The sequence below is a fragment of the Collinsella aerofaciens genome, assembly GCF_041537385.1.
Lineage (GTDB): Bacteria > Actinomycetota > Coriobacteriia > Coriobacteriales > Coriobacteriaceae > Collinsella > Collinsella aerofaciens_BV.
The window spans coordinates 72,757-94,993 of sequence record NZ_JBGORS010000007.1 but is presented as its reverse complement, the minus strand read 5'-3'; the positions used below and the strand labels follow the sequence as shown (position 1 = coordinate 94,993).

Annotated in this window: 17 protein-coding genes, 5 tRNA genes and 1 pseudogene; 19 read left to right on the top strand and 4 right to left on the bottom strand. The window is 60.4% G+C overall.

Features of this window, described 5'->3' with window-relative positions; all coding sequences use genetic code 11:
• The first annotated feature begins 95 nt into the window (after window positions 1–95).
• The 9 genes from gyrB to typA all read left to right on the top strand — a co-directional run bounded on the left by gyrB (window position 96) and on the right by typA (window position 9,124).
• The gene (gyrB, locus tag ACEG18_RS08575) at window positions 96–2,126 is read left to right on the top strand and encodes a DNA topoisomerase (ATP-hydrolyzing) subunit B (protein WP_372542317.1); all 2,031 of its coding nucleotides are present in this window, start codon (window positions 96–98) and stop codon (window positions 2,124–2,126) included.
• 185 nt (window positions 2,127–2,311) lie between these two features.
• On the top strand, window positions 2,312–5,017 hold the full coding sequence (gyrA, locus tag ACEG18_RS08570) for a DNA gyrase subunit A (RefSeq protein ID WP_372542327.1): 2,706 nt from the start codon (window positions 2,312–2,314) through the stop codon (window positions 5,015–5,017).
• Between the two features lie 295 nt (window positions 5,018–5,312).
• Window positions 5,313–5,389 (top strand) — tRNA-Ile (locus ACEG18_RS08565).
• A 67-nt stretch (window positions 5,390–5,456) separates the two neighbouring features.
• Window positions 5,457–5,532 (top strand) — tRNA-Ala (locus ACEG18_RS08560).
• 4 nt (window positions 5,533–5,536) lie between these two features.
• Window positions 5,537–5,613, top strand: a tRNA-Ile gene (locus ACEG18_RS08555).
• Window positions 5,614–5,797: 184 nt separating this feature from the next.
• Window positions 5,798–6,298: a bifunctional nuclease family protein gene (locus tag ACEG18_RS08550; protein ID WP_372542316.1), complete on the top strand. Its 501-nt coding sequence runs from the start codon at window positions 5,798–5,800 to the stop codon at window positions 6,296–6,298.
• A 33-nt stretch (window positions 6,299–6,331) separates the two neighbouring features.
• Window positions 6,332–6,688, top strand: coding sequence for a hypothetical protein (locus tag ACEG18_RS08545; protein WP_117735835.1), 357 nt, complete (start codon window positions 6,332–6,334; stop codon window positions 6,686–6,688).
• Window positions 6,689–6,718: 30 nt separating this feature from the next.
• Window positions 6,719–7,168 (top strand): hypothetical protein, encoded by a 450-nt coding sequence (locus ACEG18_RS08540; RefSeq protein ID WP_089572580.1) that lies wholly within the window; start codon window positions 6,719–6,721, stop codon window positions 7,166–7,168.
• 117 nt (window positions 7,169–7,285) lie between these two features.
• On the top strand, window positions 7,286–9,124 hold the full coding sequence (gene typA / locus ACEG18_RS08535) for a translational GTPase TypA (RefSeq protein ID WP_006235837.1): 1,839 nt from the start codon (window positions 7,286–7,288) through the stop codon (window positions 9,122–9,124).
• A 128-nt stretch (window positions 9,125–9,252) separates the two neighbouring features.
• Here typA and ACEG18_RS08530 read toward each other — a convergent pair whose 3' ends face one another.
• The 4 genes from ACEG18_RS08530 to ACEG18_RS08515 all read right to left on the bottom strand — a co-directional run bounded on the left by ACEG18_RS08530 (window position 9,253) and on the right by ACEG18_RS08515 (window position 11,847).
• The gene (locus tag ACEG18_RS08530; protein WP_372542315.1) at window positions 9,253–10,398 is read right to left on the bottom strand and encodes a DUF8173 domain-containing protein; all 1,146 of its coding nucleotides are present in this window, start codon (window positions 10,396–10,398) and stop codon (window positions 9,253–9,255) included.
• 107 nt (window positions 10,399–10,505) lie between these two features.
• On the bottom strand, window positions 10,506–11,195 hold the full coding sequence (locus ACEG18_RS08525) for a trimeric intracellular cation channel family protein (RefSeq protein ID WP_241154614.1): 690 nt from the start codon (window positions 11,193–11,195) through the stop codon (window positions 10,506–10,508).
• Between the two features lie 422 nt (window positions 11,196–11,617).
• Window positions 11,618–11,708: transfer RNA gene (locus ACEG18_RS08520), tRNA-Ser, on the bottom strand.
• Between the two features lie 48 nt (window positions 11,709–11,756).
• Window positions 11,757–11,847, bottom strand: a tRNA-Ser gene (locus ACEG18_RS08515).
• A 504-nt stretch (window positions 11,848–12,351) separates the two neighbouring features.
• Here ACEG18_RS08515 and rpsF point away from each other — a divergent pair.
• The 10 genes and pseudogenes from rpsF (at window position 12,352) to ACEG18_RS08465 (ending at window position 22,118) form a co-directional block, all read left to right on the top strand.
• Window positions 12,352–12,645, top strand: a complete 294-nt coding sequence (rpsF, locus tag ACEG18_RS08510) for a 30S ribosomal protein S6 (RefSeq protein WP_006235831.1) — start codon at window positions 12,352–12,354, stop codon at window positions 12,643–12,645.
• A 48-nt stretch (window positions 12,646–12,693) separates the two neighbouring features.
• Window positions 12,694–13,146, top strand: a complete 453-nt coding sequence (locus tag ACEG18_RS08505; RefSeq protein WP_006235830.1) for a single-stranded DNA-binding protein — start codon at window positions 12,694–12,696, stop codon at window positions 13,144–13,146.
• Between the two features lie 72 nt (window positions 13,147–13,218).
• Entirely contained in the window at window positions 13,219–13,485 is a 267-nt protein-coding gene (rpsR, locus tag ACEG18_RS08500) for a 30S ribosomal protein S18 (protein ID WP_006235829.1), read from the top strand.
• Window positions 13,486–13,500: 15 nt separating this feature from the next.
• Complete coding sequence (rplI, locus tag ACEG18_RS08495; RefSeq protein WP_022094073.1) at window positions 13,501–14,040, top strand: 50S ribosomal protein L9; 540 nt, start codon at window positions 13,501–13,503, stop codon at window positions 14,038–14,040.
• A gap of 218 nt (window positions 14,041–14,258) precedes the next feature.
• Window positions 14,259–15,656, top strand: coding sequence for a replicative DNA helicase (gene dnaB / locus ACEG18_RS08490; protein WP_006235827.1), 1,398 nt, complete (start codon window positions 14,259–14,261; stop codon window positions 15,654–15,656).
• 93 nt (window positions 15,657–15,749) lie between these two features.
• On the top strand, window positions 15,750–17,036 hold the full coding sequence (locus ACEG18_RS08485; protein WP_055251352.1) for an adenylosuccinate synthase: 1,287 nt from the start codon (window positions 15,750–15,752) through the stop codon (window positions 17,034–17,036).
• A 118-nt stretch (window positions 17,037–17,154) separates the two neighbouring features.
• Window positions 17,155–18,453, top strand: a pseudogene (gene purD / locus ACEG18_RS08480) (phosphoribosylamine--glycine ligase); the annotation flags it as partial.
• A gap of 27 nt (window positions 18,454–18,480) precedes the next feature.
• Complete coding sequence (locus tag ACEG18_RS08475) at window positions 18,481–19,176, top strand: NUDIX domain-containing protein (RefSeq protein ID WP_171021464.1); 696 nt, start codon at window positions 18,481–18,483, stop codon at window positions 19,174–19,176.
• A 184-nt stretch (window positions 19,177–19,360) separates the two neighbouring features.
• A complete protein-coding gene (locus ACEG18_RS08470; protein ID WP_372542313.1) occupies window positions 19,361–21,133 on the top strand; it encodes an ABC transporter ATP-binding protein in 1,773 nt (590 codons plus the stop codon).
• Between the two features lie 19 nt (window positions 21,134–21,152).
• Window positions 21,153–22,118, top strand: a complete 966-nt coding sequence (locus ACEG18_RS08465; RefSeq protein ID WP_055251358.1) for a hypothetical protein — start codon at window positions 21,153–21,155, stop codon at window positions 22,116–22,118.
• Window positions 22,119–22,237: the final 119 nt, after the last annotated feature.

Sequence of the window (22,237 nt, the reverse complement as noted above, 5' to 3'; positions counted from 1 at the left end):
GTGGCCTTGTAGAGCCAAATACCCTCGTTCCCGAGGGTATTTTTTTACGATAAACTAGTAAGGCTGTACACATTTTCTTGACTGAAGGAGGACGTGTGGCAAACGAAAACGATTACGATGGCGGCGAGATTAAGATTCTCGAAGGTCTCGAGGCCGTTCGTAAGCGCCCGGGCATGTATATCGGCTCGACGAGCGCCAGCGGTCTGCATCACCTGGTGTGGGAGATCGTTGACAACTCCGTCGACGAGGCCATGGCCGGTTTCTGCACCGAGATCCAGGTGACGGTCCACGCCGACAACTCCATCACGGTCGTCGACAACGGGCGCGGCATCCCCGTCGACGAGCACCCTGTTAAAAAGATCCCGACGCTCGAGGTCGTCATGACGATCCTGCACGCCGGCGGTAAGTTCGATAACTCGGCCTATAAGGTCTCGGGTGGCCTGCACGGCGTGGGCATCTCCGTCGTCAACGCGCTGTCCAAGCGCGTGGTCGTTCAGGTTCGTCGCGATGGCAACACCTACGAGATGGAGTTCTCGCGCGGCAAGACCGTCAAGAAGATGGAGGTCGTGGGCACCTCGGATTCGACGGGCACCACCGTCACCTTCTGGCCCGACGATGAGATCTTCGAGACCTGCATCTACGATTTCGATACGCTGCACAACCGTCTGCAGGAGACGGCGTTCCTCAATAAGAACCTCAAGATCGTGCTGACCGATGAGCGCGAGGCGACTCCCCACGTGGAGGAGTTTTGCTACGAGGGCGGCATCATCGACTTCGTCAAGTTCCTCAACGAGGGCAAGGACGTCCCCGAGGCCTTTAAGGAGCCCATCTACATCGAGGGCAAATCGGACCCGGATGCGCCCGTGGCCAAGATGGGCGAGGTCGAGGTTTCCCTGCAGTGGAATAGCGGCTACGGCGAGAACGTCATGTCGTTTGCCAACGACATCTACACTCCCGAGGGCGGCATGCACCTTGAGGGCTTCCGCACCGCGCTCACCCGCGTGATCAACGACTACGCGCGCAAGCAGAACCTGCTCAAGGAAAAAGACGCCAACCTGACCGGCGACGATGTGCGCGAGGGCCTTTCGGCCGTTATTTCGGTCAAGCTGCCCGATCCGCAGTTTGAGGGCCAGACCAAGGCCAAGCTCGGTAGCTCCTATATGCGCGCGCTCACGCTCAAGATCGTGACCGACGGACTCGCCGATTACCTCGAGGAGCATCCCAAGCCCGCTCGCGAGATCGTCAAGAAGGCGCAACAGGCCTGCAAGGCGCGAAACGCTGCCCGCAAGGCGCGCGAGGCGACCCGTCGCAAGAGCCTGCTCGAGACGGCGTCCCTGCCCGGTAAGCTCGCTGACTGCTCGGTGCGCGATGCCGAGCTGACCGAGCTCTTCATCGTAGAGGGCGACTCGGCAGGCGGTTCGGCCAAGGACGGCCGTCGCCGAGACATCCAGGCGATTCTGCCCCTGCGCGGCAAGATTCTGAACGTCGAACGCGTTGGTGACCATCGCGCGTTCTCGAGTGACACCATCCAGTCGCTGATTACCGCGATCGGCTGCGGCGTCACGACGAGCGCCGGCGACGGCGGCGACTTCGATATCAGCAAGGCGCGCTACCACAAGATCATCATCATGACCGATGCAGACGTCGACGGTGCGCATATCCGCATCCTGCTGCTGACGTTCTTCTACAAGTACATGCGTCCGCTGATCGATGCCGGCTACGTCTATGTTGCCTGCCCGCCCATCTTTGGCATTAAGGTGCGCAACAAGATCCACTACGTGTATCCCAACGGCCGCCAGCCCGAAGACGAGATCCTGCGCGACACCATCCAGAGTCTGGGCCTGAACCCCGACGATAACGACGAGGACGGCAAGGCCAAGGATGGCAAGATCACCAAGAAGCGCAAGGGCTATACCGTCCAGCGCTACAAGGGCCTGGGCGAGATGGACCCCAAGCAGCTCGCCTCGACGACGATGGATCCCAAGACCCGCATCCTGCAGCGCGTGTCGATCGAGGACGCCGTGGTGGCGGACCGTGCCGTGCGCGAGCTCATGGGTTCCGAGGTCGGCTATCGCCGTGAGTACATCGAGAAACATGCACATGATGCACGCTTCTTAGACGCCTAACCTGTTCGGCTTTCCCAGCCACCGCACCTTCGCCCTCAATCGTCGGTCGCGTACCCAAGTACGCTTCCCTCCTCTTTCGAGCGAATCTGCGGCACCTGGAAAAGCCGTCTCCGTGGCAGGGAACTAATGGACCACGCAAACCATGAGGAGGTAACGTGGCAGACGATATCAACAATAACGAGGGTATGGGCGAGGCCGGCGATGCCGGCATGCCCGACGATCTGAAGCGCCTGCTTGCCCGTGCTGAGCAGGGCGAGGACGGCGATCCTGACGCCTATAACCCCGATGCCGATGATGACGAGGAAGAGGACGACGACGGTGAGCTCGAGGAGAGCTTTGGCGAAGTCGATCGTGGCGCCTCGGCCGGCGAGGATATCAACGGCGGCCAGCTCCAGATTTCGGAGTTTGGCCGCGAGATGAAGCAGTCGTTTATCGAGTATTCGATGTCGGTCATCACGGCGCGCGCCCTGCCGGACGTGCGCGACGGCTTAAAGCCGGTGCACCGTCGCATCCTGTACGCGATGAACGAGAGCGGCATCTACCCCAACCGCCCGCACAAGAAGTCGGCTTGGACGGTCGGCGAAGTTATCGGTAAGTACCACCCGCATGGCGACTCCGCGGTCTATGAGGCCATGGTCCGCCTGGCGCAGTGGTTCTCCATGCGCACGCCGCTCATCGACGGCCACGGCAACTTCGGCAACATCGACGGCGACGGCGCCGCCGCCATGCGTTACACCGAGAGCCGCCTGGCAAAGCCCGCCATGGAGCTGCTGCGTGACCTGCAGAAGGATACCGTCGACTGGCAGCCCAACTACGACGAATCGCTCGCCGAGCCTCAGGCGCTGCCTGCGCGCTTCCCCAACCTGCTGGTCAACGGCAGCCAGGGCATCGCCGTCGGCATGGCCACCAATATCGCCCCGCATAACCTCACCGAGGCGATCGAGGCAACCTGCTACCTGATCGATAATCCCGACGCCACTGTCGACGAGCTCATGCAGATCATGCCCGGTCCGGACTTCCCCACCGGCGCCATCATCATGGGCAGCGCCGGCATTAAGCAGAGCTACGAGACCGGCCGCGGCTCCATTACCGTGCGCGCCAAGGCCCACGTGGAATCCACCAAGACCGGCCGCAACCGCTTGGTCTTTACCGAGATTCCCTACATGGTCAACAAGGGCACCCTGCAGGAGAAGATCGCCCAGCTCGTCAACGACAAGCGCATCGAGGGCATCTCGGACATGCGCGATGAGTCCAACCAGAAGGGTATCCGTCTGGTCATCGAACTCAAGAAGGGCGTCATCCCGCAGGTCGTGCTCAACAACCTGTACAAGTACACCTCGCTGCAGACGACCTTCGGCGCCAACAACCTGGCGCTCGTCAACGGCGTTCCCAAATGCCTGAGCCTGCGCGAGATGCTGCAGCACTACATCGACCACCAGGTCGACGTCGTCACCCGACGCACCCGCTTCGACCTTAAGAAGGCCCAGGCCCGCGCGCATATCCTCGAGGGCTACCTGATGGCCCTTGACCATATCGACGAGGTCATTAGCATCATCCGTTCCTCGCAGACCGACTCCGAGGCCAGCAGCCGCCTGATCGAGCGCTTTGGCTTTACGCCCGAGCAGACCACGGCCATCCTCGAGATGAAGCTGCGCCGCCTGACCGGCCTGGAGCGCGACAAGATTCAGGAAGAGCTGGACGGCCTGCGCCGCGCCATCGCCTACTACGAGGACCTGCTGGCGCACGAGGAGAAGATCCTGGGCGTCATCAAGGAAGAGATGCGCGAGATCTCCAAGAAGTTTGGCGATAAGCGCCGCACCGAGATCAGCCAGGTCGAGAAGGACCTGGACGTCGAGGACCTCATTGCCGACGAGGACATGGTCGTGACCATCACCCACACCGGCTATGTCAAGCGCATCCCGGTTGCCGCCTACCGCGCCCAGAAGCGCGGCGGCAAGGGCGTGTCGGGCGTCAACCTCAAAGAGGACGACGTTATCGACGAGATGTTTATCGCGTCCACGCACGAGTACGTGCTGTTCTTCTCGAGCAAGGGCAAGGTCTATCGCCTGAAGGTGCACGAGCTGCCGGTGGGTACGCGCCAGGCGCGCGGTACCGCGATCGTCAACCTGCTGCCCTTCGAGGAGGGCGAGAAGATCGCGAGCGTCATCAGCTGCCGCGAGTTCCCTGCCGACGAGTATCTGATGTTTGCCACCAAGAGCGGCATGGTCAAGAAGACCGTGATGAGCGCATATGACCGCAGCCGTCGCGACGGCCTGATCGCTATCAACCTGCGTGACGACGACGCGCTGCTGAACGTGCGCCGCGTGCGCGAGGGCGACAAGATTATCCTGGCCACTACCGCGGGCAAGGCGATCATGTTCTCCGAGGAGCAAGTGCGCGCCACCGGCCGCGATACCAGCGGCGTTCGCGGTATCGGAATGAAGGACGGCGTGAGCGTTCTGGGCATGGAAGTCACTAACGGCAACGGCGATCTATTCGTCATCACCGAGCGCGGCTACGGCAAGCGCACGCCGGTCGCGGACTACCCGGAGCAGAATCGCGGCGGCCAGGGCGTCTACACCATCCAAATGACCGAGCGTAAGGGCAACCTCGCGGCCATGAAGACGGTGGGCCCGCAGCACGAGCTGTTCATCGTGACGGAGGGCGCGACGGTCATTCGCGTCAAGACCGACGAGATCAGCCAGACTGGCCGCGCTACCCAGGGCGTCAAGATGATGACCGTCGACGACAACGACCGCATCTGCGCCGTAGCCCGCATGACGGCCGCCAAGGAGAAGCCCGAAGGCGCCGAGGCCGCAGCCGACACCGAAGAGGCCCCAGTCGACCTAGGCGACGGCAACGACATGCCAGAGGATCTCCTCGACGAGTAAGAGGCCCTAGCTGGTAAAAATCATCAGACCCCATATATTGGCGGTCGGCGCACTGCGCGCCGACCGCTTTTTTGACAATCGTGGAACCTGTGTCTGACGGGCGGGCGGGATGGGTTAGGTTTGTCGCGAGTTCCGCACGCAAAGAAGGCCACTTAATGTGGCCTTCGTCTTGCGCAGGACTGTCCGAGCAGCAAACCTAACCCATCCCGCCCGCCCGTCAGACACGCCCCCAAAGATTTTCAAAAAAGTTGTTGACGCGCGCGTAACGACTCGTCTAATATATCCCTTGCGCGATGGACCTGTAGCTCAGTTGGTTAGAGCGTCCGGCTGATAACCGGGAGGTCACAAGTTCGAATCTTGTCAGGTCCACCACTTTCTTTCGCAATAAACACCCCAGCGAGAGCCGAGTCGCCGCTGGGGTGTTTATTACTGTCTCCGTGGGGGTTTAGCTCAGCTGGGAGAGCGCGGGCTTTGCAAGCCTGAGGTCAGGGGTTCGATCCCCCTAACCTCCACCATGATGGACCTGTAGCTCAGTTGGTTAGAGCGTCCGGCTGATAACCGGGAGGTCACAAGTTCGAATCTTGTCAGGTCCACCATCAAAACTGTGAAGAGCCCTGGGGCGTTGCCTCGGGGCTTTTTTCTTACCTACTGAAAGTAGTCAAAAAAGCCCCGTCCCAAATTAACTACTTTGATTTTGTGTGCTGTGCGAAAGATTGGGTAGTATAGCTATTCAATGCGGCGGGCTGCCGCGTGTTAACCGCTACGTACCGGAGGTGTTCCATGGTTCGTGTCGACATAGAGACCATCGTCATGGCCGCCGGTCCCGTGCCATCGCTTATCGTACTTCGTGAGCGCAGCAACAAATCGGACTCGCCCGCGCCGCTGCGTTCCCTTTCCATTCAGACTGGTTCGTTTGAAGCTGCTGCCATCAGCCGCGGCATCGATAGCGGCCGCGCCGAGCGCCCGATTACCCATGACCTGCTGCTCGATACCGTTGACGCCCTGGGCGCCAAGCTCGAGCGCATCGAGATCGTTCGCGCCGAGCCGCCGGTGTTCTACGCGACGATCGTCGTACTGGCCGATGGCGAGGAGCGCAAGATCGACGCCCGCCCCAGTGACGCCATTGCCCTTGCCGTGCGCAGCAATGCCCCCATGTTTGTGGAGGACGACATCATGAATCGCCTGGGCACTGTTTCCACCCACGCCGAGGAAGTCGACGACGAGCAGGAGTTCGAGAAGTTCGACGAGTTCGTCCATACGCTCTCCCCCGATGACTTCTAAATGCGGGGCGGCAGAGTTGCGGAGTGTTCGCTGATGGCCGGCGGTATGTCGGCTGAGGCGGCGGCCATTGCGCGCGAGGCACAGATGCGCTCGGAGGCTTCTGAGGCGGCACGCATTGCCTATGTGACGCAGGCCCGCACGCTTCGCGAGCGCCGCGGCTCGTTTATCAAGATGGTTGTCGTCTCCGCCCTTGTCGCGGCAATCTGCTCGCGCCTTCGTGGTACAGTTGGTGCGCTTGGGTTTTCGATTTCAACAGGCTTGGTAATCTGGGGTGTGGTCGATGCAGTAATGCTGACCAACCAGATCAAGGTACTCGACAAGCGCGCGATGGATATGATGCGCGCCCGCGACGCTGCCGCCAAGATCGCTGCCGAGGCACAAGAACTGTAACGACGCCAGACTCGATGGGAAGGTCTAAAGATGGCACAGGATATGCAAGACGCCGGTAACGTCTCCGCCGAGCTCGACGCCATGGTGTGTGACCTGATTGGTGCATTCTTGGACGACCTTGCCGCCGGCGAGAATCCGGGCGTAGTTGTGGCGATCGAGGACGCTGCTTCCAACCGCTATCTGGCCGCGCTCGACGAAGATGGCGAGGAGGCATGCCTCGAGGCTGCCACCAACTTTATCTCCGAGCACAAGATGGGTCTTAAGGACGAGGGGCTGGGCCGCATCGCCCGCTATGCCATCGGCTACACCGGTTGTGTCGAAATTGACGGCGGCTATCACGACGCCCTGCTCGTGAGCTTCTTCGAAACCACGCTCGAGAGCGGTTTTTCGGCATACGTGCTGTATGAGGGCATGGGCGCCGGCGATGGTTTTATGTGGAGCGACCCTGAACCTGCAGGTGAGGAAACCCCTCTTATCTAAAATCGCTAAAATAAACGAGTTTTCGGTAAAAGGCTCAATATTCCCGCTGAGCGTTGTATCGCTGGGCGGGCCGCATACGCGTGCCGTTTGTATATGGATAGAAGATAGGGGAACTACATGCGCGTAGACAATCTGAGGAACATCGCCATCATCGCCCACGTCGACCACGGCAAGACGACGATGGTCGACAAGCTCCTGCGTGCCACGGACGCCTTCCGTGCCAACCAGCAGGTCGAGGACCGCGTCCTGGACTCTAACGACCAGGAGCGCGAGCGCGGCATTACGATTCTCGCCAAGAACATCTCTATCGAGTACAAGGACGTCAAGATCAACGTCATCGACACTCCGGGCCACGCCGACTTTGGCGGCGAGGTCGAGCGCGTGCTGCGTATGGCCGACGGCGCCCTGCTGCTGGTTGACGCTTTTGAGGGCCCCATGCCCCAGACCCGCTTCGTGCTGCGTCACGCTATCGACACCGGCCTCAAGATCATGATCGTCATCAACAAGATCGATCGTCCGGGCGCCAACCCCGAGAAGGCCTACAACGACTGCCTGGACCTTATGGCCGACCTGGGTGCCACCGACGACCAGCTCGAGTTCGCCATGGAGCACGTGGTCTACGCCAGCGCCATGAATGGCTTTGCCCGTCTTGACCCCAACGACGGCAACATGGACATGTATCCGCTGCTTGATATGATCATCGACGACATGCCCGCTCCCGAGGTTGACGAGAACGCCCCGCTGGCCATGCAGTGCGTGACCATTGACCACTCCAACTTCGTTGGCCGCATCGGCATCGGTCGCGTGTACTCCGGCACCATCCATCAGGGCGATCAGATCCTGGTCGTCAAGAACGACGGCTCCAGCGCCACCGCTACCGTCAAGCAGCTCTTTACCTTCGACTACCTGGGCCGCACCGAATGCCAGGAAGTCGGCGCCGGCGACATCGCCGCCGTCGTGGGCATCGACCGCACCGATATCGGCGATGTCTACACCGATCCCGAGAACCCCGTTGAGCTCGAGCCCATCGAGATCGACCCGCCGACTCTGTCCATCGTCTTTGAGGCTTCGACCTCCCCGCTCGTCGGTCGCGACGGCGACATCGTGGGCGCCCGTCAGCTCAAGGAGCGCCTGTTCAACGAGGCCGAGAACAACGTGACCATGAAGATCGAGGAGCTCGAGGACAAGAGCGGCGTCGAGGTCTCGGGTCGCGGCATCCTGCACCTGTCCGTTCTGATGGAGTCCATGCGTCGCGAGGGCTTTGAGTTCCAGGTTGGCCGTCCCCGCGTTCTGTTTAAGAAGGACGAGAACGGCAACAAGATGGAGCCCGTCGAGCAGGCCGTCGTCGAGTGCCCGGACGAGTACTCGGGCAAGGTCGTTGAGGTCTTCGGTACCTCCGGCGGCATCATGACGAGCATGGATACCTCGGGCATCGTGACGCACCTCGAGTTTAAGATCCCGACCCGCGGCATCATGGGCCTTAAGAACCGCATCATGAACGTCACCCACGGCGAGGGCGTGTTCTACCACACCTTCTTGGAGTATGGCCCCTACGCCGGCGAGATCGGCAACCGTCAGAACGGCGCTATGATCTCCATGACCACCGAGAAGGCCGTTGCCTACGCTCTGGGTACGCTGCAGGAGCGCGGCCAGCTGTTTGTTGAGCCGGGCACCGAGTGCTACGAGGGCATGATCGTGGGCGAGCGCAGCAAGGCTGGCGACATGGTCGTCAACATCGCCCGCACCAAGAACCTGGGCAACCAGCGTTCCTCGACTTCCGATATCTCCGTCCAGCTGGTGCCGCCTCGCACCTTCTCTCTGGAAGAGGCGCTGGAGTACATTGCCGACGACGAGCTGGTGGAGATCACTCCCAAGAACATCCGCCTGCGCAAGCGTCTGCTCAACGCCACCGACCGTAAGAAGGCTGCTGTCCGCGCCGGTCAGGTCAACAAATAAGCACTGGGGCTTATAACCGCCAATAAGAAAGGGCGTCGACCGCAATGGTCGGCGCCCTTTTTGGTGCAAGGGGGCAGGCTCGGTTGCACCACCACAAAGGTGCCTGGCCCCTTTGTGGTGATCGGCTGCTAGGCGGTGGGGAGTTCTGGCGCGTTAGCCGGCTGCTGCGGCTTGAGGTGGGCGTTGCGCCAGATGATTTGGATGATGTAGCCGAGCATAAAGACAAAGGCCACGCCGCTGATGAAGCCGCCTACGAGGGGAAGCCCCGTGAGGGCGCCTGCGATTACGCCACCAGCGGCTGCCATGGCGTAGCGGTTCTGGCTGTGTCCGACCATGCGCGCGATCGCGCACCCTGCAAAGGCACTCGACACCAGCGCGATGCCAATAACACCGCACATGAGGGCTCCGGCAAGCGACAGACCGGCGATAGAGATAATCAGCAGTAGGACGGCGGGGACGACAGCAATCGTACCCAGAAGACCGCTCACCCACAGGGGCGTGGGGTGCTGGTGGAGCATTCCGGCGGCGCTGGCGGTCGCGCGCGGAAAGACGAGCTCGAGCAGCAGGGCGATGAAGCAGGTCGAGAGCGCCGCGGCGACGATACCGCCGATGACATCGGTAGTGGTGGAAGTATCCTCGTTCTCGGTGCGGTCGATCTTGAGTGCGCCGACCTCGGCTCCCGCGGCGCGCTCGGGGTCCTCGGAGACGTGCGCGTTCACGGTGCCGGTGATGTGGGCGTTCTTGCCCAGGATGAGCTTGTCGGCCCAAACCTCGACATCGCCATCGACGGTGCCGTCGATGGTTACCGTATCGCCCGCGAGCGCTGCCGACTTGGTAGAGCCGCGCAAGGCAACCGTCTCGCCTATCGCGTAGAAACAGCTAGCGGTGCTGTCGGAATTGAGAACGACATGCTGGCCAGCAACGGTCACGCTGCCATCAACCGTGGTCTTGGCAATGTCGATGGTGCGTGCCGCCAGACGGACGGCGCCGCCCACTGTGCAGTCGCGAATTGAGAGGGTATCGCCCGCGGCGATGATATCGCGGTCGATGGAGACATCGTCCAGTTCGAGACTCTGACCGGCCCAATACAGGTCGCCCTCGACACCGGACGGATTAGAGTCGTTGTCGGTTGCAAGTACGTTGCCTGCCGTGTCCGTGTCGGCAAATGACGCCGTGGGAAGTGCGGTGAGCGCCAGCGCGATGAGCGCGAATGCCATAAGCAGGCAGCGACGCATCTTGTGTGACGGCGCCGCCGCGGTTTGATTGAAAGCCATAGTTGATCCTTTTGTTAGGTGTTCGGCATATACCTAACAGGGTACCCAACGCGAGGGCGCTCTAAAAGAACCTCTCGGTTGCATTTCGAAGGGTAGTGCCGTGCTGTCTACTTTTTACGGTGCAAAAAGCGCGCGATGTCCTCTTCGGTGGGGCTTTTGATGTCAAAGCGCAGCGAGAGCCAGCGCAGACCCATGGTCACGACAACGCATACGATCAGCGCGGCGACATTGCTCATGATGCCGCTCATAACGAGACACACGTAGCTTGTCGATCCGGCGATGGCCGCGATGGCATAAAAGTTAGTGCGTTGGAAAATGCCCGGAACCACGCCCATAAAGCCGTCGCGCAACATGCCGCCGCCCACCGCGGTGAAAAAGCCCATCATGATGCACACCGCCGGCGCAAAGCCGTAGACCAGCGCTTTGTCTGCTCCAGTGGCGGCGTAGATACCGACCGATATGATGTCGAGCAGGGGAATGAGTTTTTCGGGCTTGTCGACGATTGCCGGGAAAATATAGATGATGGCTGCCGTGGCAATGGAAAGCGGGAGTGCCATCGGCTGGTTGAGGATGTAGACGTTGCCCACCTGCAGCGTCATGTCGCGTAAAAGACCGCCGCCCAGGCCACAGACCACGGCAAGCGCGACCGCGCCCACCAGGTCGAGCTTGTGCTCGCGTGCGACCAACACGCCTGAGATCGATGCAGCGACAACAGCGAACATCTCGAGCCAAAATGGGATAGCGACCATGGCATCCGTGGCGTGTGAGGTAACGGTCATAGCGGCGACGACGGGCAAGATGGGGTCCTTTTGGTTGCGGGTTTAGACAATGCCCGTACATAGTACATGGTTGGCGGGCGTGGTGACCCTATTGCTCGGTAAACGGTCGGGACTGGGAACGGTCATGGGTACCAAACATATACATCAGCCTTCAAAGATGTCGAAAAATGTCGGTTTTGGAGGGCGATGTACATGTTTGGGGTGTTGGGTTGGGATTGAACGTGATGGGGGTGTGGGTTGAAGAGGAGGGATGTCCAAATTTTGAGCTTTGCTCAAAATTTATCCGGTCGGCTTACGCCGACCGCGCTGCGCTAAAAACGCGCCACGGGCGCGTTTTATTTACGCTCCGCGCCCTGGCGGGTTCGAATCCCTCCTCCTGCGCGTTATTGAAATGTGCCCAAAAAGAAAAAAGCCCCATTGCTGGGGCTTATACCATCTAATGGCGGAGGAGGAGGGATTCGAACCCTCGTGACCTTATACAGGCCAAACGGTTTTCGAGACCGCCGCATTCAACCACTCTGCCACCCCTCCGCGTGGGGTAAAAACAAAGCAGGCTCGAAGGCCTGCTTTGGAATTAACTGGCGGAGAGTCAGGGATTTGAACCCTGGAGACGCTTTTGACGCCTACACGATTTCCAATCGTGCTCCTTCGGCCACTCGGACAACTCTCCGTTAAATGCGAAAGTCAGTATACACGAGGAATCGCAAAGTGCAAACAGAAAAGTTGGCATTTTTTAAAACGCTCGGCCGCGCTTGGCGTTGCAGTGGGGTTTGAGGTGCCAAAAAACGGCTTCCGACCAGCGTGGTTGATCAACTCAATTGTTCAAAAGGGGTATTCATAAGCGACTTGGCAATGAATTTAAAAATCTTTGGGTGGTGCTGTGGACCACTGGTATGCATTTTGCGACCACAGCCTTGTGCCCGTTGACCTGCGGCTTGGCTCAGCTTGTCCCCACGGCACCGTATCTTGTCCACAGATCCGTCAAGCTTTTGGTCAGCATTTGGTTGGAATGCGCATGAAACGCCGTGCGAGTATGGGCATATGTGGAGGTCATGAGGTTGTAGCTGCATATTCTTGCGGCATGGGAGGTTGAAAGATATTATTACCAAGTCTTTTCCTGCTTCAGGCGCACCTTCACGACCTGAAGCCACATTTGCCCAGAGGAGGTGACAATATGAAGGCTTATGAACTGCTGTTCTTTGTTGACCCGTCGCTCGACCCCGAGACTCGTCTCGCTGTTATGAAGCGTATCGATACCACGATCGCTGAGGGCGCTGGCAAGGTCGACTCCGTTGACGAGTGGGGCAAGCGCAAGCTCGCCTACGAGATCAACGACCTCACCGATGGTGACTACACCCTCATCAACTTCCACGCAGATCCTACCCAGATCGCCGAGCTTGATCGCGTCCTGCGCATCACCGACGCTGTGGTCCGCCACATGATCGTCCGTCGCGACGACCAGGAGTAAGACTGTCGTTTTGGACTGGGCTTGTGCCCCAAGAGGAAGTAGTGAGTTATGAGCATCAATCGAGTGAACATCACCGGTAACCTCACCCGCGATCCCGAGCTGCGCGCCACCGCCGGCGGAACCCAGGTTCTGTCCTTTGGCGTCGCCGTGAACGATCGTCGCCGCAACGCGCAGACTGGCGAGTGGGAGGACTATCCCAACTTTGTCGACTGCACTATGTTCGGCACCCGCGCCGAGGCCGTGAGCCGTTTCCTGGCAAAGGGAAACAAGGTCGCGATCGAGGGCAAGCTGCGCTACAGCTCTTGGGAGCGCGACGGCCAGCGCCGGAGCAAGCTTGAGGTCATCGTCGATGAGATCGAGTTTATGAGCTCCCGTGGTGGCCAGGGTGGCTACGATCAGGGCGGTTACGCCCCCGCAGCTCCCGCGCCCGCAGCACGTCCTGCCGCACCGGTGGCTACGCCGCCCGCGGTCGACGTCTACGATGAGGACATCCCGTTCTAAGGGTTGTTCACCTATTTTTGAGTGAGAGGCGGCTTCGGTTCGCCGAAGTTGCCAAACGAAAGGTATTTTGACATGGCTAATGATTTTTCTGCACGTCAGCCGCGTCGTAAGTACTGCCAGTTCTGCAAGGAGAACACTGAGTTCATCGACTATAAGGACACTCAGCTTCTCCGTAAGTACATGACCGACCGTGGCAAGATCAAGCCCCGTCGCGTCACTGGCGCTTGCACGCAGCATCAGCATGACATCGCCAACGCCATCAAGCGCGCCCGCGAGATGGCTCTCCTGCCGTACACCGTCCCCGTGGTTTCCTCTCGTGGCAACCGCGACCGCGGCTAAGAAGGGAGACGCATCATGAAGGTTATTCTTCTCGATGAGATCAAGGGCAAGGGCGGCGAGGGTGACGTCGTAGAGGTCGCTCAGGGTTACGCTGAGAACTTCCTGTTCCCCAAGAAGCTCGCTGTTGCCGCCACCAAGGGCAACCTCAAGCAGCTTGACGAGCGTCGCAACAACATCGCCAAGCGCGAGGCCGTCCGTCTGGCTACCGCCAACGAGACCAAGGCTGCCTTCGAGGGCAAGACGGTCACCGTTGACGTCAAGGTCGGCGACGAGGGCATCCTCTTTGGCTCCGTTACCGCCGCTATGATCGCTGACGCCATCAAGGCTCAGCTCGGTATGGACATCGACCGCAAGCGCGTCGAGCTCGGTAAGCCCATCAAGGTTGCCGGTGCCCACACCGTTGCCATCTCGCTGTACCGCGAGATCAAGGCCGAGGTTGTCGTTCTCGTCGGCGTTACCGCCGAGGAGCTCGCTGCCGAGGCTGAGGTCGAGGAGGCCGCTGAGGTCGCCGAGGCCGAGACCGCCGAGGTCGAGACTGAGGCTGCTGCCGAGTAGCATTTGCTGCAACGCAACAATCTTGTTCTAAGAAGGGCGCTCTGGGAAACCAGGGCGCCCTTTTGTTATTTGCGCTGAGTGAGTGTCATGGTGAGCGTTGCGTCGAAGTCCTATATACAGGACCGTTCATCCGTTTGGTTCGGTGATGATTGGCGGCGCGCGGCGCGTTTTGGAACCGTGGCTGATACTATGGATGCTCGCAAGCGATATGAATGAGGATGCTCATGGCATATGACGATAGGGAGACCGGGCTGACGGTTGAGGACCGCGGCTCCAAGTTGGGTCTTCCCCAAAACCAAGATGCAGAGGCCAATGTACTGGCCGCTATGCTGCTATCGCCCGAGGTGGTCGAAGAGGCCCAGGTCGAGCTGCAGCCCGATGACTTCTACCGGCCCATTCATAAGACCATCTATACCGCGATGGTCGATATGTACAACAGCCGCATTCCCATCGACTCCATCTCGCTGATCGATTACCTGCGAAGCATCAACAAGCTTGATGCCGTGGGCGGCGAGGCCTACATTTTGGAGTTGATGGGTCAGACCCTGTCGCTCGTCAACTGGCAGCACCATGCCGCCATCGTTCGCCGCGATTCGATGCTGCGTGAGCTGATCGGCGCCACTAACGAGATCAACGCGCTGGCCTATAACGCCCCCACCGACACCAAAGAGGTCGTGGAGCTCGCCGAGAGCAAGCTGCTCAAGGTCACGGCACGCGAGGTCAAGTCGAGCTACAAGACGCTGACCGAGTTTATGGTCGAGGCCTATAACGAGGCCGAGGAAGTGTGCCAGGCCGGTGGTCAGGCTGCGGGCGTGCCCACGGGCTTCCCGTCGCTCGACCGCATGCTCATGGGTTTTCGCGAGGGCCAGCTCATCATCATCGGCGCTCGTCCTGCCGTGGGCAAGACGTCGTTCGCCCTGAATCTGGCGCTCAACGCTGCCGCTGCCGGTTATACCGTCGGCTTCTTCTCGCTGGAGATGTCGGGCAAGGAAATTGCCCAGCGTCTGATTTGTGCCTACGCCATGATCTCGATCAGTGACTTCCGCATGGGCCGCATTAGCCCCGAGCAGTGGGCCAATATCAACGAGGCCACGCAGACCTTGTCCAAGCTCGATATTCTGATTGACGATACGCCCGGCACCACAGTGACCGAGATTCGCGCCAAGAGCCGCCGCATGCTCCACAACAAGGAGAAGGCCATCATCATCCTGGACTACCTGCAGCTGGTGAGTCCTCCGCCGGGACGCCGCTCCGAGAGCCGTACCGTCGAGGTCTCCGAGATGTCGCGTGGTCTGAAGATCATGGCCAAGGAGCTCAAGATCCCGCTCATCGCGCTGTCGCAGCTCTCGCGTCAGGTCGAATCCCGTACCGGCAAGCGCCCGCAGCTTTCCGACCTTCGTGAATCGGGCTCCATCGAGCAGGACGCCGATATCGTTATGTTCTTGGACCGCTCCGCCGACGAGGCCGAAGCCTCGCGCGACGATCGACCCGACGAGGGCGTTACGCGTATCGTCGTGGCCAAGAACCGTTCGGGCCCGATCGGCGACGTCGACCTGATGTTCCTGCCGGCATCCACCAAGTTCTATGAGCTTGATGGGGCACATGCCGAGGAGTAGGACAGGCGCCCGTTGCACGGGTATACTGGGAATGTTTTGTGCTTCTGCGTGCCGGCGTGGCGCGTAGACAGTCCATGAATGTAAGGAGTAAACATGCCGTCAACCGTTTTGGTCGGTGCCCAGTGGGGCGATGAGGGCAAGGGTAAGATTTGCGACCTGGTCGCCGGCGACTTCGATGCCGTCGTGCGCTACTCGGGCGGCAACAACGCCGGCCACACCATCGTCGTCAACGGCAAGAAGTACGGCCTGCACCAGGTGCCCTCCGGCATCATGTATTCCGACCACGTGTCGGTGATCGGTAACGGCTGTGTCGTCAACCCCAAGGTTGTCCTTGAGGAGATCGACATGTTCGAGGCCGACGGCATCACCACCAAGAACCTCAAGATCAGCGGCAACGCGCATGTCATCATGCCGTACCACATCGATCTGGATGGCGCCTTTGAGCAGAAGCTCGGCAAGAAGAACATCGGTACCACCAAGCGCGGCATCGGTCCGTGCTACCAGGACAAGATGGCCCGCATTGGTCTGCGCATGCAGGACATGCTGGACGAGGCACTGTTCCGCGACAAGCTGGAGACCGCTCTCGCCCGCGTGAACCCTGAGCTCGAGCTCATCTACAACCTGCCCACCTACACCGTGGACCAGATTTGCGACGAGTACCTGCCGATGGCCGAGCGCCTGCGCCCCTACATCACCGAGACGAGCCTGCTGCTCAACAACATGATCGACGAGGGTAAGGACCTGCTGTTTGAGGGCGCCCAGGCGACGCTGCTCGACATCGACCACGGCACCTATCCGTACGTGACGTCTTCCAACTGCACCGCCGGCGGCGCCATCACCGGCTCCGGCGTGGGCATGAAGAATGTCGACCGCGTGCTGGGCGTCATGAAGGCCTATATCACCCGCGTCGGTTCGGGCCCCATGCCCACCGAGCTTTCCTATGAGTCCGAGGCCGGTCACACGCTGACCGAGGAGGGTTATGAGTACGGCGTGACCACCGGTCGCCGTCGTCGCTGCGGCTGGTTTGACGGCCCCATCGCCAACTACGCCTCGCGCGTCAACGGCCTCACCGATATCGCCCTGACCAAGCTCGACGTGCTTTCGGCCTTCGACACCATCAAGGTGTGCGTGGCCTACGACGTCGATGGCGAGCGCTACACCAGCGTGCCCGAGCATCAGGTGCGCTTTGAGCATGCCAAGCCCATCTACGAGGAACTCCCCGGCTGGAAGTGCGACATTACCGGTTGCCGCAGCTTTGATGAGCTGCCGCAGGAGGCTCAGGACTACGTGGCGTTTATCGAGGATCTGGCACACACCCGCGTGACGTTTATTGGCGTTGGCGCTGGTCGCGAGCAGATCATCAACCGATTCTGGAAGTAATCGGGACTATTTGGTTATTGCGATATACCCCTTTGCAGCCCGGACGGGCGGCCGAGGGGTATATTTGCTTGCAAAGGGCTCGCGCGGAGCGGGCCATTCATCCATAGAGGAGGCACCCTTGAAGGCGGACACTCAAACCATCGACATCCTGTTGTTGGGCAGCGGCGGCCGTGAGCATGCTTTGGCAGCTAAGCTCGCAGCATCACCGCGCGCCGGCAAGCTCTACATCGCGCCGGGTAACGGCGGTACCGCGAGCTGCGGCGAGAACGTTGTTCTCGACGACTGCGATCCTGCGGCCGTGGCGGCGTTTGCGCAGAGCCACGGATGCGGACTCGTGGTAATTGGCCCCGAGGCTCCGCTCGTGGCGGGCGTGGCCGACGCCGTGCGCGCGGCGGGTATTCCCTGCTTTGGCCCGGGTGCCGAGGGCGCCCAGATGGAGGGTTCCAAGCTGTTCTCCAAGCGGCTCATGGAGCGCGCCGGTATCCCGACGGCAGCCTATGGTTCGTTTACCGACGAGGCTTCGGCTCTCGCCTACGTGCGCGAGCAGGGCGCTCCGCTGGTCGTGAAGGCCGACGGCCTTGCCGCGGGCAAGGGCGTTATCGTGGCGACCGAACTTGAGCAGGCCGAGGAGGCCGTGCGCGAGTGCTTTGGCGGCACCTTTGGCGATGCCGGCAATACCGTGGTCATCGAGGAGATGCTCGTTGGTCCCGAGTGCTCGCTGCTGGCCTTTACCGACGGCAAGACCGTGCGCCCCATGGCCACCTCGCAGGACCACAAGCGCGCGCTCGAGGGCGACAAGGGCCCCAACACCGGCGGCATGGGCGTCTACAGCCCGGTGCCCATCGTGACCGACGAGGAGCACGCCACCATGGTGGCGGTCATGGAGCAGACCGTGGCCGAGCTCGCTGCCGAGGGCATCGACTACCGCGGCTGCCTGTATGGCGGCTTTATGCTCACGCCTGCCGGCCCCAAGGTGCTGGAGTTCAATGCCCGCTTTGGCGACCCCGAGACGCAGGTCGTGCTGCCGCGCCTTAAGAATGACCTGGTTGAGGTCATGCTCGCCTGCGCCAACTGCGAGCTCGATCAGATTGAGCTCGACTGGCGTGACGAGTGGGCTGTGGCCGTTGTCCTGACGAGCGCGGGCTATCCCGGCAGCTACGAGAAGGGTAAGGTCATCACCGGTATCGCCGACGCCGAGGCCATGGAGAACGTGACCGTGTACCACGCGGGCACCGCCGTGGTGGATGGCCAGCTCGTGACCAATGGTGGTCGCGTGCTTGCCGTGACCGCTCTGGGCGACACGTTCGAGAACGCTCGCAACCTTGCCTACGAGGCCTGCGAGAAGATTGATTTTGAGGGTAAGACTCTGCGTCACGACATCGGCCTGCGCGCGCTGCGCGGCCGCGACGCCTGGGATGCCTATAGTCCGAGAGGAATGAGACGGATGGACGAGAAGAACGAAGAGCTCGTGGATGCGCAGATCGTCGAGGAGGACAGCCGCGTGTATGGTCACGCCGAGGGCGAGCCTGGCGGCGAGGTCGCTGACGAGCCGGCGCTGGTGCTGGGCGATGACGACCCGCACGATGCCGAGCTGCACGAGAAGATTCTTTCGGAGGAGTGCGCCTGGAAGGGCAAGATCCTCGACGTCCACCGTCTTGAGGTTGAGCTGCCTAACGGTCGCCGCAGCGCCCGCGATATCGTTCGCCATCCGGGCGCGGCGGCCGTTGTGGCGCTGACCGAGAGTGGTAAGATCGTACTGGTGCGTCAGTACCGCACCGCCATCGACCGCGTGACGGTCGAGATTCCCGCCGGCAAGCTCGACCCGGGCGAGGATCCACTCGATTGCGCTAAGCGCGAGCTACACGAGGAGACGGGCTTTAGGGCCGGTCGCATTCGCTTTTTGACGTCGATTGTCACGTCCTGCGGTTTTTGCGACGAGATCATTCACATCTACTTGGCTACCAAGCTGGAGTTTGATGCGCCCAACCCCGATGATGACGAGTTTGTCAACGTGGACCTGGTGCCGCTGCACGAGTTGATCGACGCCGTACTCGACGGCAAGATCGAAGACGCCAAGACCGTCGTGGGCGCCTTGGCCTGTGATAGCATCGCGCACAGACTGGGCGGAGCCGAACTGTAACGAGCGGGAATGATCCCGCAGGTTTGTGTAAGTCAGCGAAAGTGCTCCATTTGAGACAAGGTGGCCTAAAAGAGGAGGGAAGCGTATGGATATACGCGACCGACGATTGAAGGCCAGATTGTTCAAATGGAGCACTTGCAGCGTCGAGACGAAACGCGGTTTGGTAAAACCGCGTAAGGTGATTATGCTGAAGAGGTTTCTTTCTTACTACAAGCCCCAGATGGGGCTTTTTGTTGCCGATACTGTTTGCGCTCTGGTGCTTGCCGCCATTGACCTTGCGTTTCCTATTATTCTGCGCAATTTGACCGGTGGGCTGTTTACTCAGGGCCAGGCTGCCATTATGCAGGCGCTCGGTATGATCGCGGTGGGTTTGGTGCTGATGTATGTCATCCGTTGCGCCTGCCGCTATTTTGTGAGCTATTGGGGTCACGTGATGGGCGCGCGCATGGAGTCCAAGATGCGCGAGGACCTGTTCGACCAGTATGAGCGCTTTAGCTTTGCGTACTTCGACCGCAACAGCTCGGGCGATATGATGAGCCGCGTGGTCAACGACCTGTTCGATATCTGCGAGGCGGCGCATCACGTGCCCGAGTGGATCATCATCTGCGGCATCGAGATTATCGGCTCGTTTGTGATCCTCTTTACCATCGCCCCGGTGCTGGCGCTTGCCATGGCTGTGGTGACGGCAGCGTTTGCGGTCATCATGTTTTGGCAGAACATGCGCATGCGCGAGGTCTTTAGCGACAATCGCAAAAAAATCAGTGGCATCAATGCGCAGCTGCAGGATTCGCTGGCGGGCATGCGCGTGGTCAAGAGCTTTGCCAATGAGGAGACCGAGCGCTCTAAGTTCCGCGCCTCCAACAATCGCTATCTTTCGTCCAAGGAAAACATGTATCACGCCATGGGCGTCTATACTGCGACGTATGGCCTGCTCTCGGGCGTGCTGTACGTGATCGTGGTGCTGCTGGGTGGTTGGCTCGTTGCCCAGGGTCAGCTGCAGGCGGTCGATATGGCAACCTTCGCGCTCTACATTTCGCTGTTCTGCACGCCGCTCGAGACGCTCGTCAATTCGGCCGAAATGTATCAGAAGGCCATCGCCGGCTTTAAGCGTATGGACGAGGTGCTCTCGACCGCGCCGGATATCCAGGACAAGCCGGGCGCCACGGATCTGCAGGTGACCGCCGGCGCCGTGGATTATCACGACGTGTGCTTTAACTACGAGGACGTTGAGCTGGGCGAGGGCGATGCCGAAGAGCGTCCCGTTATCGACCATATGAATCTGTCCATCAAGCCCGGGCAGACCATCGCTTTGGTTGGCCCTTCGGGCGGTGGCAAGTCCACGACCTGTTCGCTGCTGCCGCGCTTTTATGACGTGGCTGCCGGATCCATTAGCATCGACGGCCAGGACGTGCGCGATGTGACGCAGCAGAGCCTGCGCCGCGCCATCGGCCTGGTGCAGCAGGATGTCTACCTGTTTGACGGAACAATCGGCGAGAACATCGCCTACGGCAAGCCGGGCGCCACGGCGGAAGAAATTGCCGAGGCTGCCCGCCGCGCCAATATCGATACCTTTATCGAATCGCTTCCCCAGGGCTACGACACCGTGGTGGGCGAGCGCGGCAGCCGTCTTTCGGGCGGACAGAAACAGCGCGTCGCCATCGCGCGTGTGTTTCTCAAGAATCCTAAGATCCTGATTTTGGACGAGGCGACGAGTGCTTTGGATAACGAGAGCGAGGAGGCGGTGCAGGAGTCGCTCGAAGAGCTGGCACGCGGCCGCACCACGATTATCATTGCCCATCGTCTTTCGACCATTAAGCATGCCGATGAGATTGCGACCGTTGAGCATGGTCGCGTTGTGGAGCGTGGCACGCACGAGGAGCTTCTCGCCCGTGGCGGCACCTATGCCCGTTACTATCGAATGCAGTTCGAAGGTGCGCGTGCGCACGAGCTCGACTGATTGATATGACAGGAAGTTTATGGCTGACAAGAACCCTTTGACTCCGGAAGAAGTGACGGAGTTATTCTCCGAAATCGATGCATCCGGCGTCTTGGATCCCACGCTTGCCAAAAAGCGAACCGAGCGCATGCGTGAGAAGGAGGCTGCGGCCAAGCGCGGTGACAAAGCGGCGCTAGCGCAGCTGCGCAGCGAGGACCGCGCGAGCCAGGCAAAACATATCGACCCGCTGTCCGAGGACGATCCTTCGGGCTCGCAGGTGAGCCATACCATTACGAAGACCGCGATGGCCGTGGTCATCGGTATTCTGGTGCTGATCGTGGGCATGCAGATCGGCTACGGCGTGATGCGCCGTCTGAATACCGCCAACCTGTCCGAGAGCGTTTCGGTGGATACCGTCTCGACCGCGCTCAAGGGTGGACTCGAATGGGGCAACGGCTTTACGCAGTTCCCGCTCGATTTTTCTGTCGACGAGGCCGATGAGCGCACGGGCACGGTTGAGGTGACGGTGTTGGACACGTCGTCTGCCAATGAGCTCGAGCTGCTGTCCAACGGGCAGATCCAGGCCGCGGCGCTTGCGACCAACGCCCTGCTCAACGACAAGATTGACCGCGTGGTGTATAACGTTCACGCCTATATCGACGAGGATAGCAACATTCAGCACGATTCCTTTTTTGGCATGTTCCCCGCGCGGGGTCATCAGAGCGCCATTTTGACGTTTGTGTGGACCAAGAGCTCATCCAACGCCACGAGTATCGACTGGAAGATGCGCATCGTAAGCATGGACGACACCATTGCCGAGCGCATTCAAAAACAGGTGAACTCGGTTTCGTCGCTGATCGAGGACCCGGTGGTGAGCCAGACCAAGATTGACGAGGAAAAGGCCGAACGTGACCTGGAGCATCGTCTGCATGGCCGCGAGATTTTCCGCGGCGGCAAGCCCGATCGCTCACCGTCCGATCTGCTGGAACAGGACAAGAAAAAGTAAGACGCCGTCATCCCGCGTGAGCCACAAGCCCCGCGGGATGATTTTTCTGGCTAGAGGGTAGTCTTTTTGGGACGGGGCTTTTTAGCTGCCCCGGCCGACAATCAGACAAATCGTCTGTG

Excerpts from the sequence above, each read along its gene's own strand:
- gyrA (WP_372542327.1), top strand. The coding sequence starts at position 2,312 with ATGGGCGAGGCCGGCGATGCCGGCATGCCCGACGATCTGAAGCGCCTG.
- ACEG18_RS08550 (WP_372542316.1), top strand. The coding sequence starts at position 5,798 with ATGGTTCGTGTCGACATAGAGACCATCGTCATGGCCGCCGGTCCCGTG.
- ACEG18_RS08545 (WP_117735835.1), top strand. The coding sequence starts at position 6,332 with ATGGCCGGCGGTATGTCGGCTGAGGCGGCGGCCATTGCGCGCGAGGCA.
- ACEG18_RS08540 (WP_089572580.1), top strand. The coding sequence starts at position 6,719 with ATGGCACAGGATATGCAAGACGCCGGTAACGTCTCCGCCGAGCTCGAC.
- typA (WP_006235837.1), top strand. The coding sequence starts at position 7,286 with ATGCGCGTAGACAATCTGAGGAACATCGCCATCATCGCCCACGTCGAC.
- ACEG18_RS08530 (WP_372542315.1), bottom strand. The coding sequence starts at position 10,398 with ATGGCTTTCAATCAAACCGCGGCGGCGCCGTCACACAAGATGCGTCGC.
- rpsF (WP_006235831.1), top strand. The coding sequence starts at position 12,352 with ATGAAGGCTTATGAACTGCTGTTCTTTGTTGACCCGTCGCTCGACCCC.
- ACEG18_RS08505 (WP_006235830.1), top strand. The coding sequence starts at position 12,694 with ATGAGCATCAATCGAGTGAACATCACCGGTAACCTCACCCGCGATCCC.
- rpsR (WP_006235829.1), top strand. The coding sequence starts at position 13,219 with ATGGCTAATGATTTTTCTGCACGTCAGCCGCGTCGTAAGTACTGCCAG.
- rplI (WP_022094073.1), top strand. The coding sequence starts at position 13,501 with ATGAAGGTTATTCTTCTCGATGAGATCAAGGGCAAGGGCGGCGAGGGT.
- dnaB (WP_006235827.1), top strand. The coding sequence starts at position 14,259 with ATGCTCATGGCATATGACGATAGGGAGACCGGGCTGACGGTTGAGGAC.
- ACEG18_RS08485 (WP_055251352.1), top strand. The coding sequence starts at position 15,750 with ATGCCGTCAACCGTTTTGGTCGGTGCCCAGTGGGGCGATGAGGGCAAG.
- ACEG18_RS08475 (WP_171021464.1), top strand. The coding sequence starts at position 18,481 with ATGGACGAGAAGAACGAAGAGCTCGTGGATGCGCAGATCGTCGAGGAG.
- ACEG18_RS08470 (WP_372542313.1), top strand. The coding sequence starts at position 19,361 with ATGCTGAAGAGGTTTCTTTCTTACTACAAGCCCCAGATGGGGCTTTTT.
- ACEG18_RS08465 (WP_055251358.1), top strand. The coding sequence starts at position 21,153 with ATGGCTGACAAGAACCCTTTGACTCCGGAAGAAGTGACGGAGTTATTC.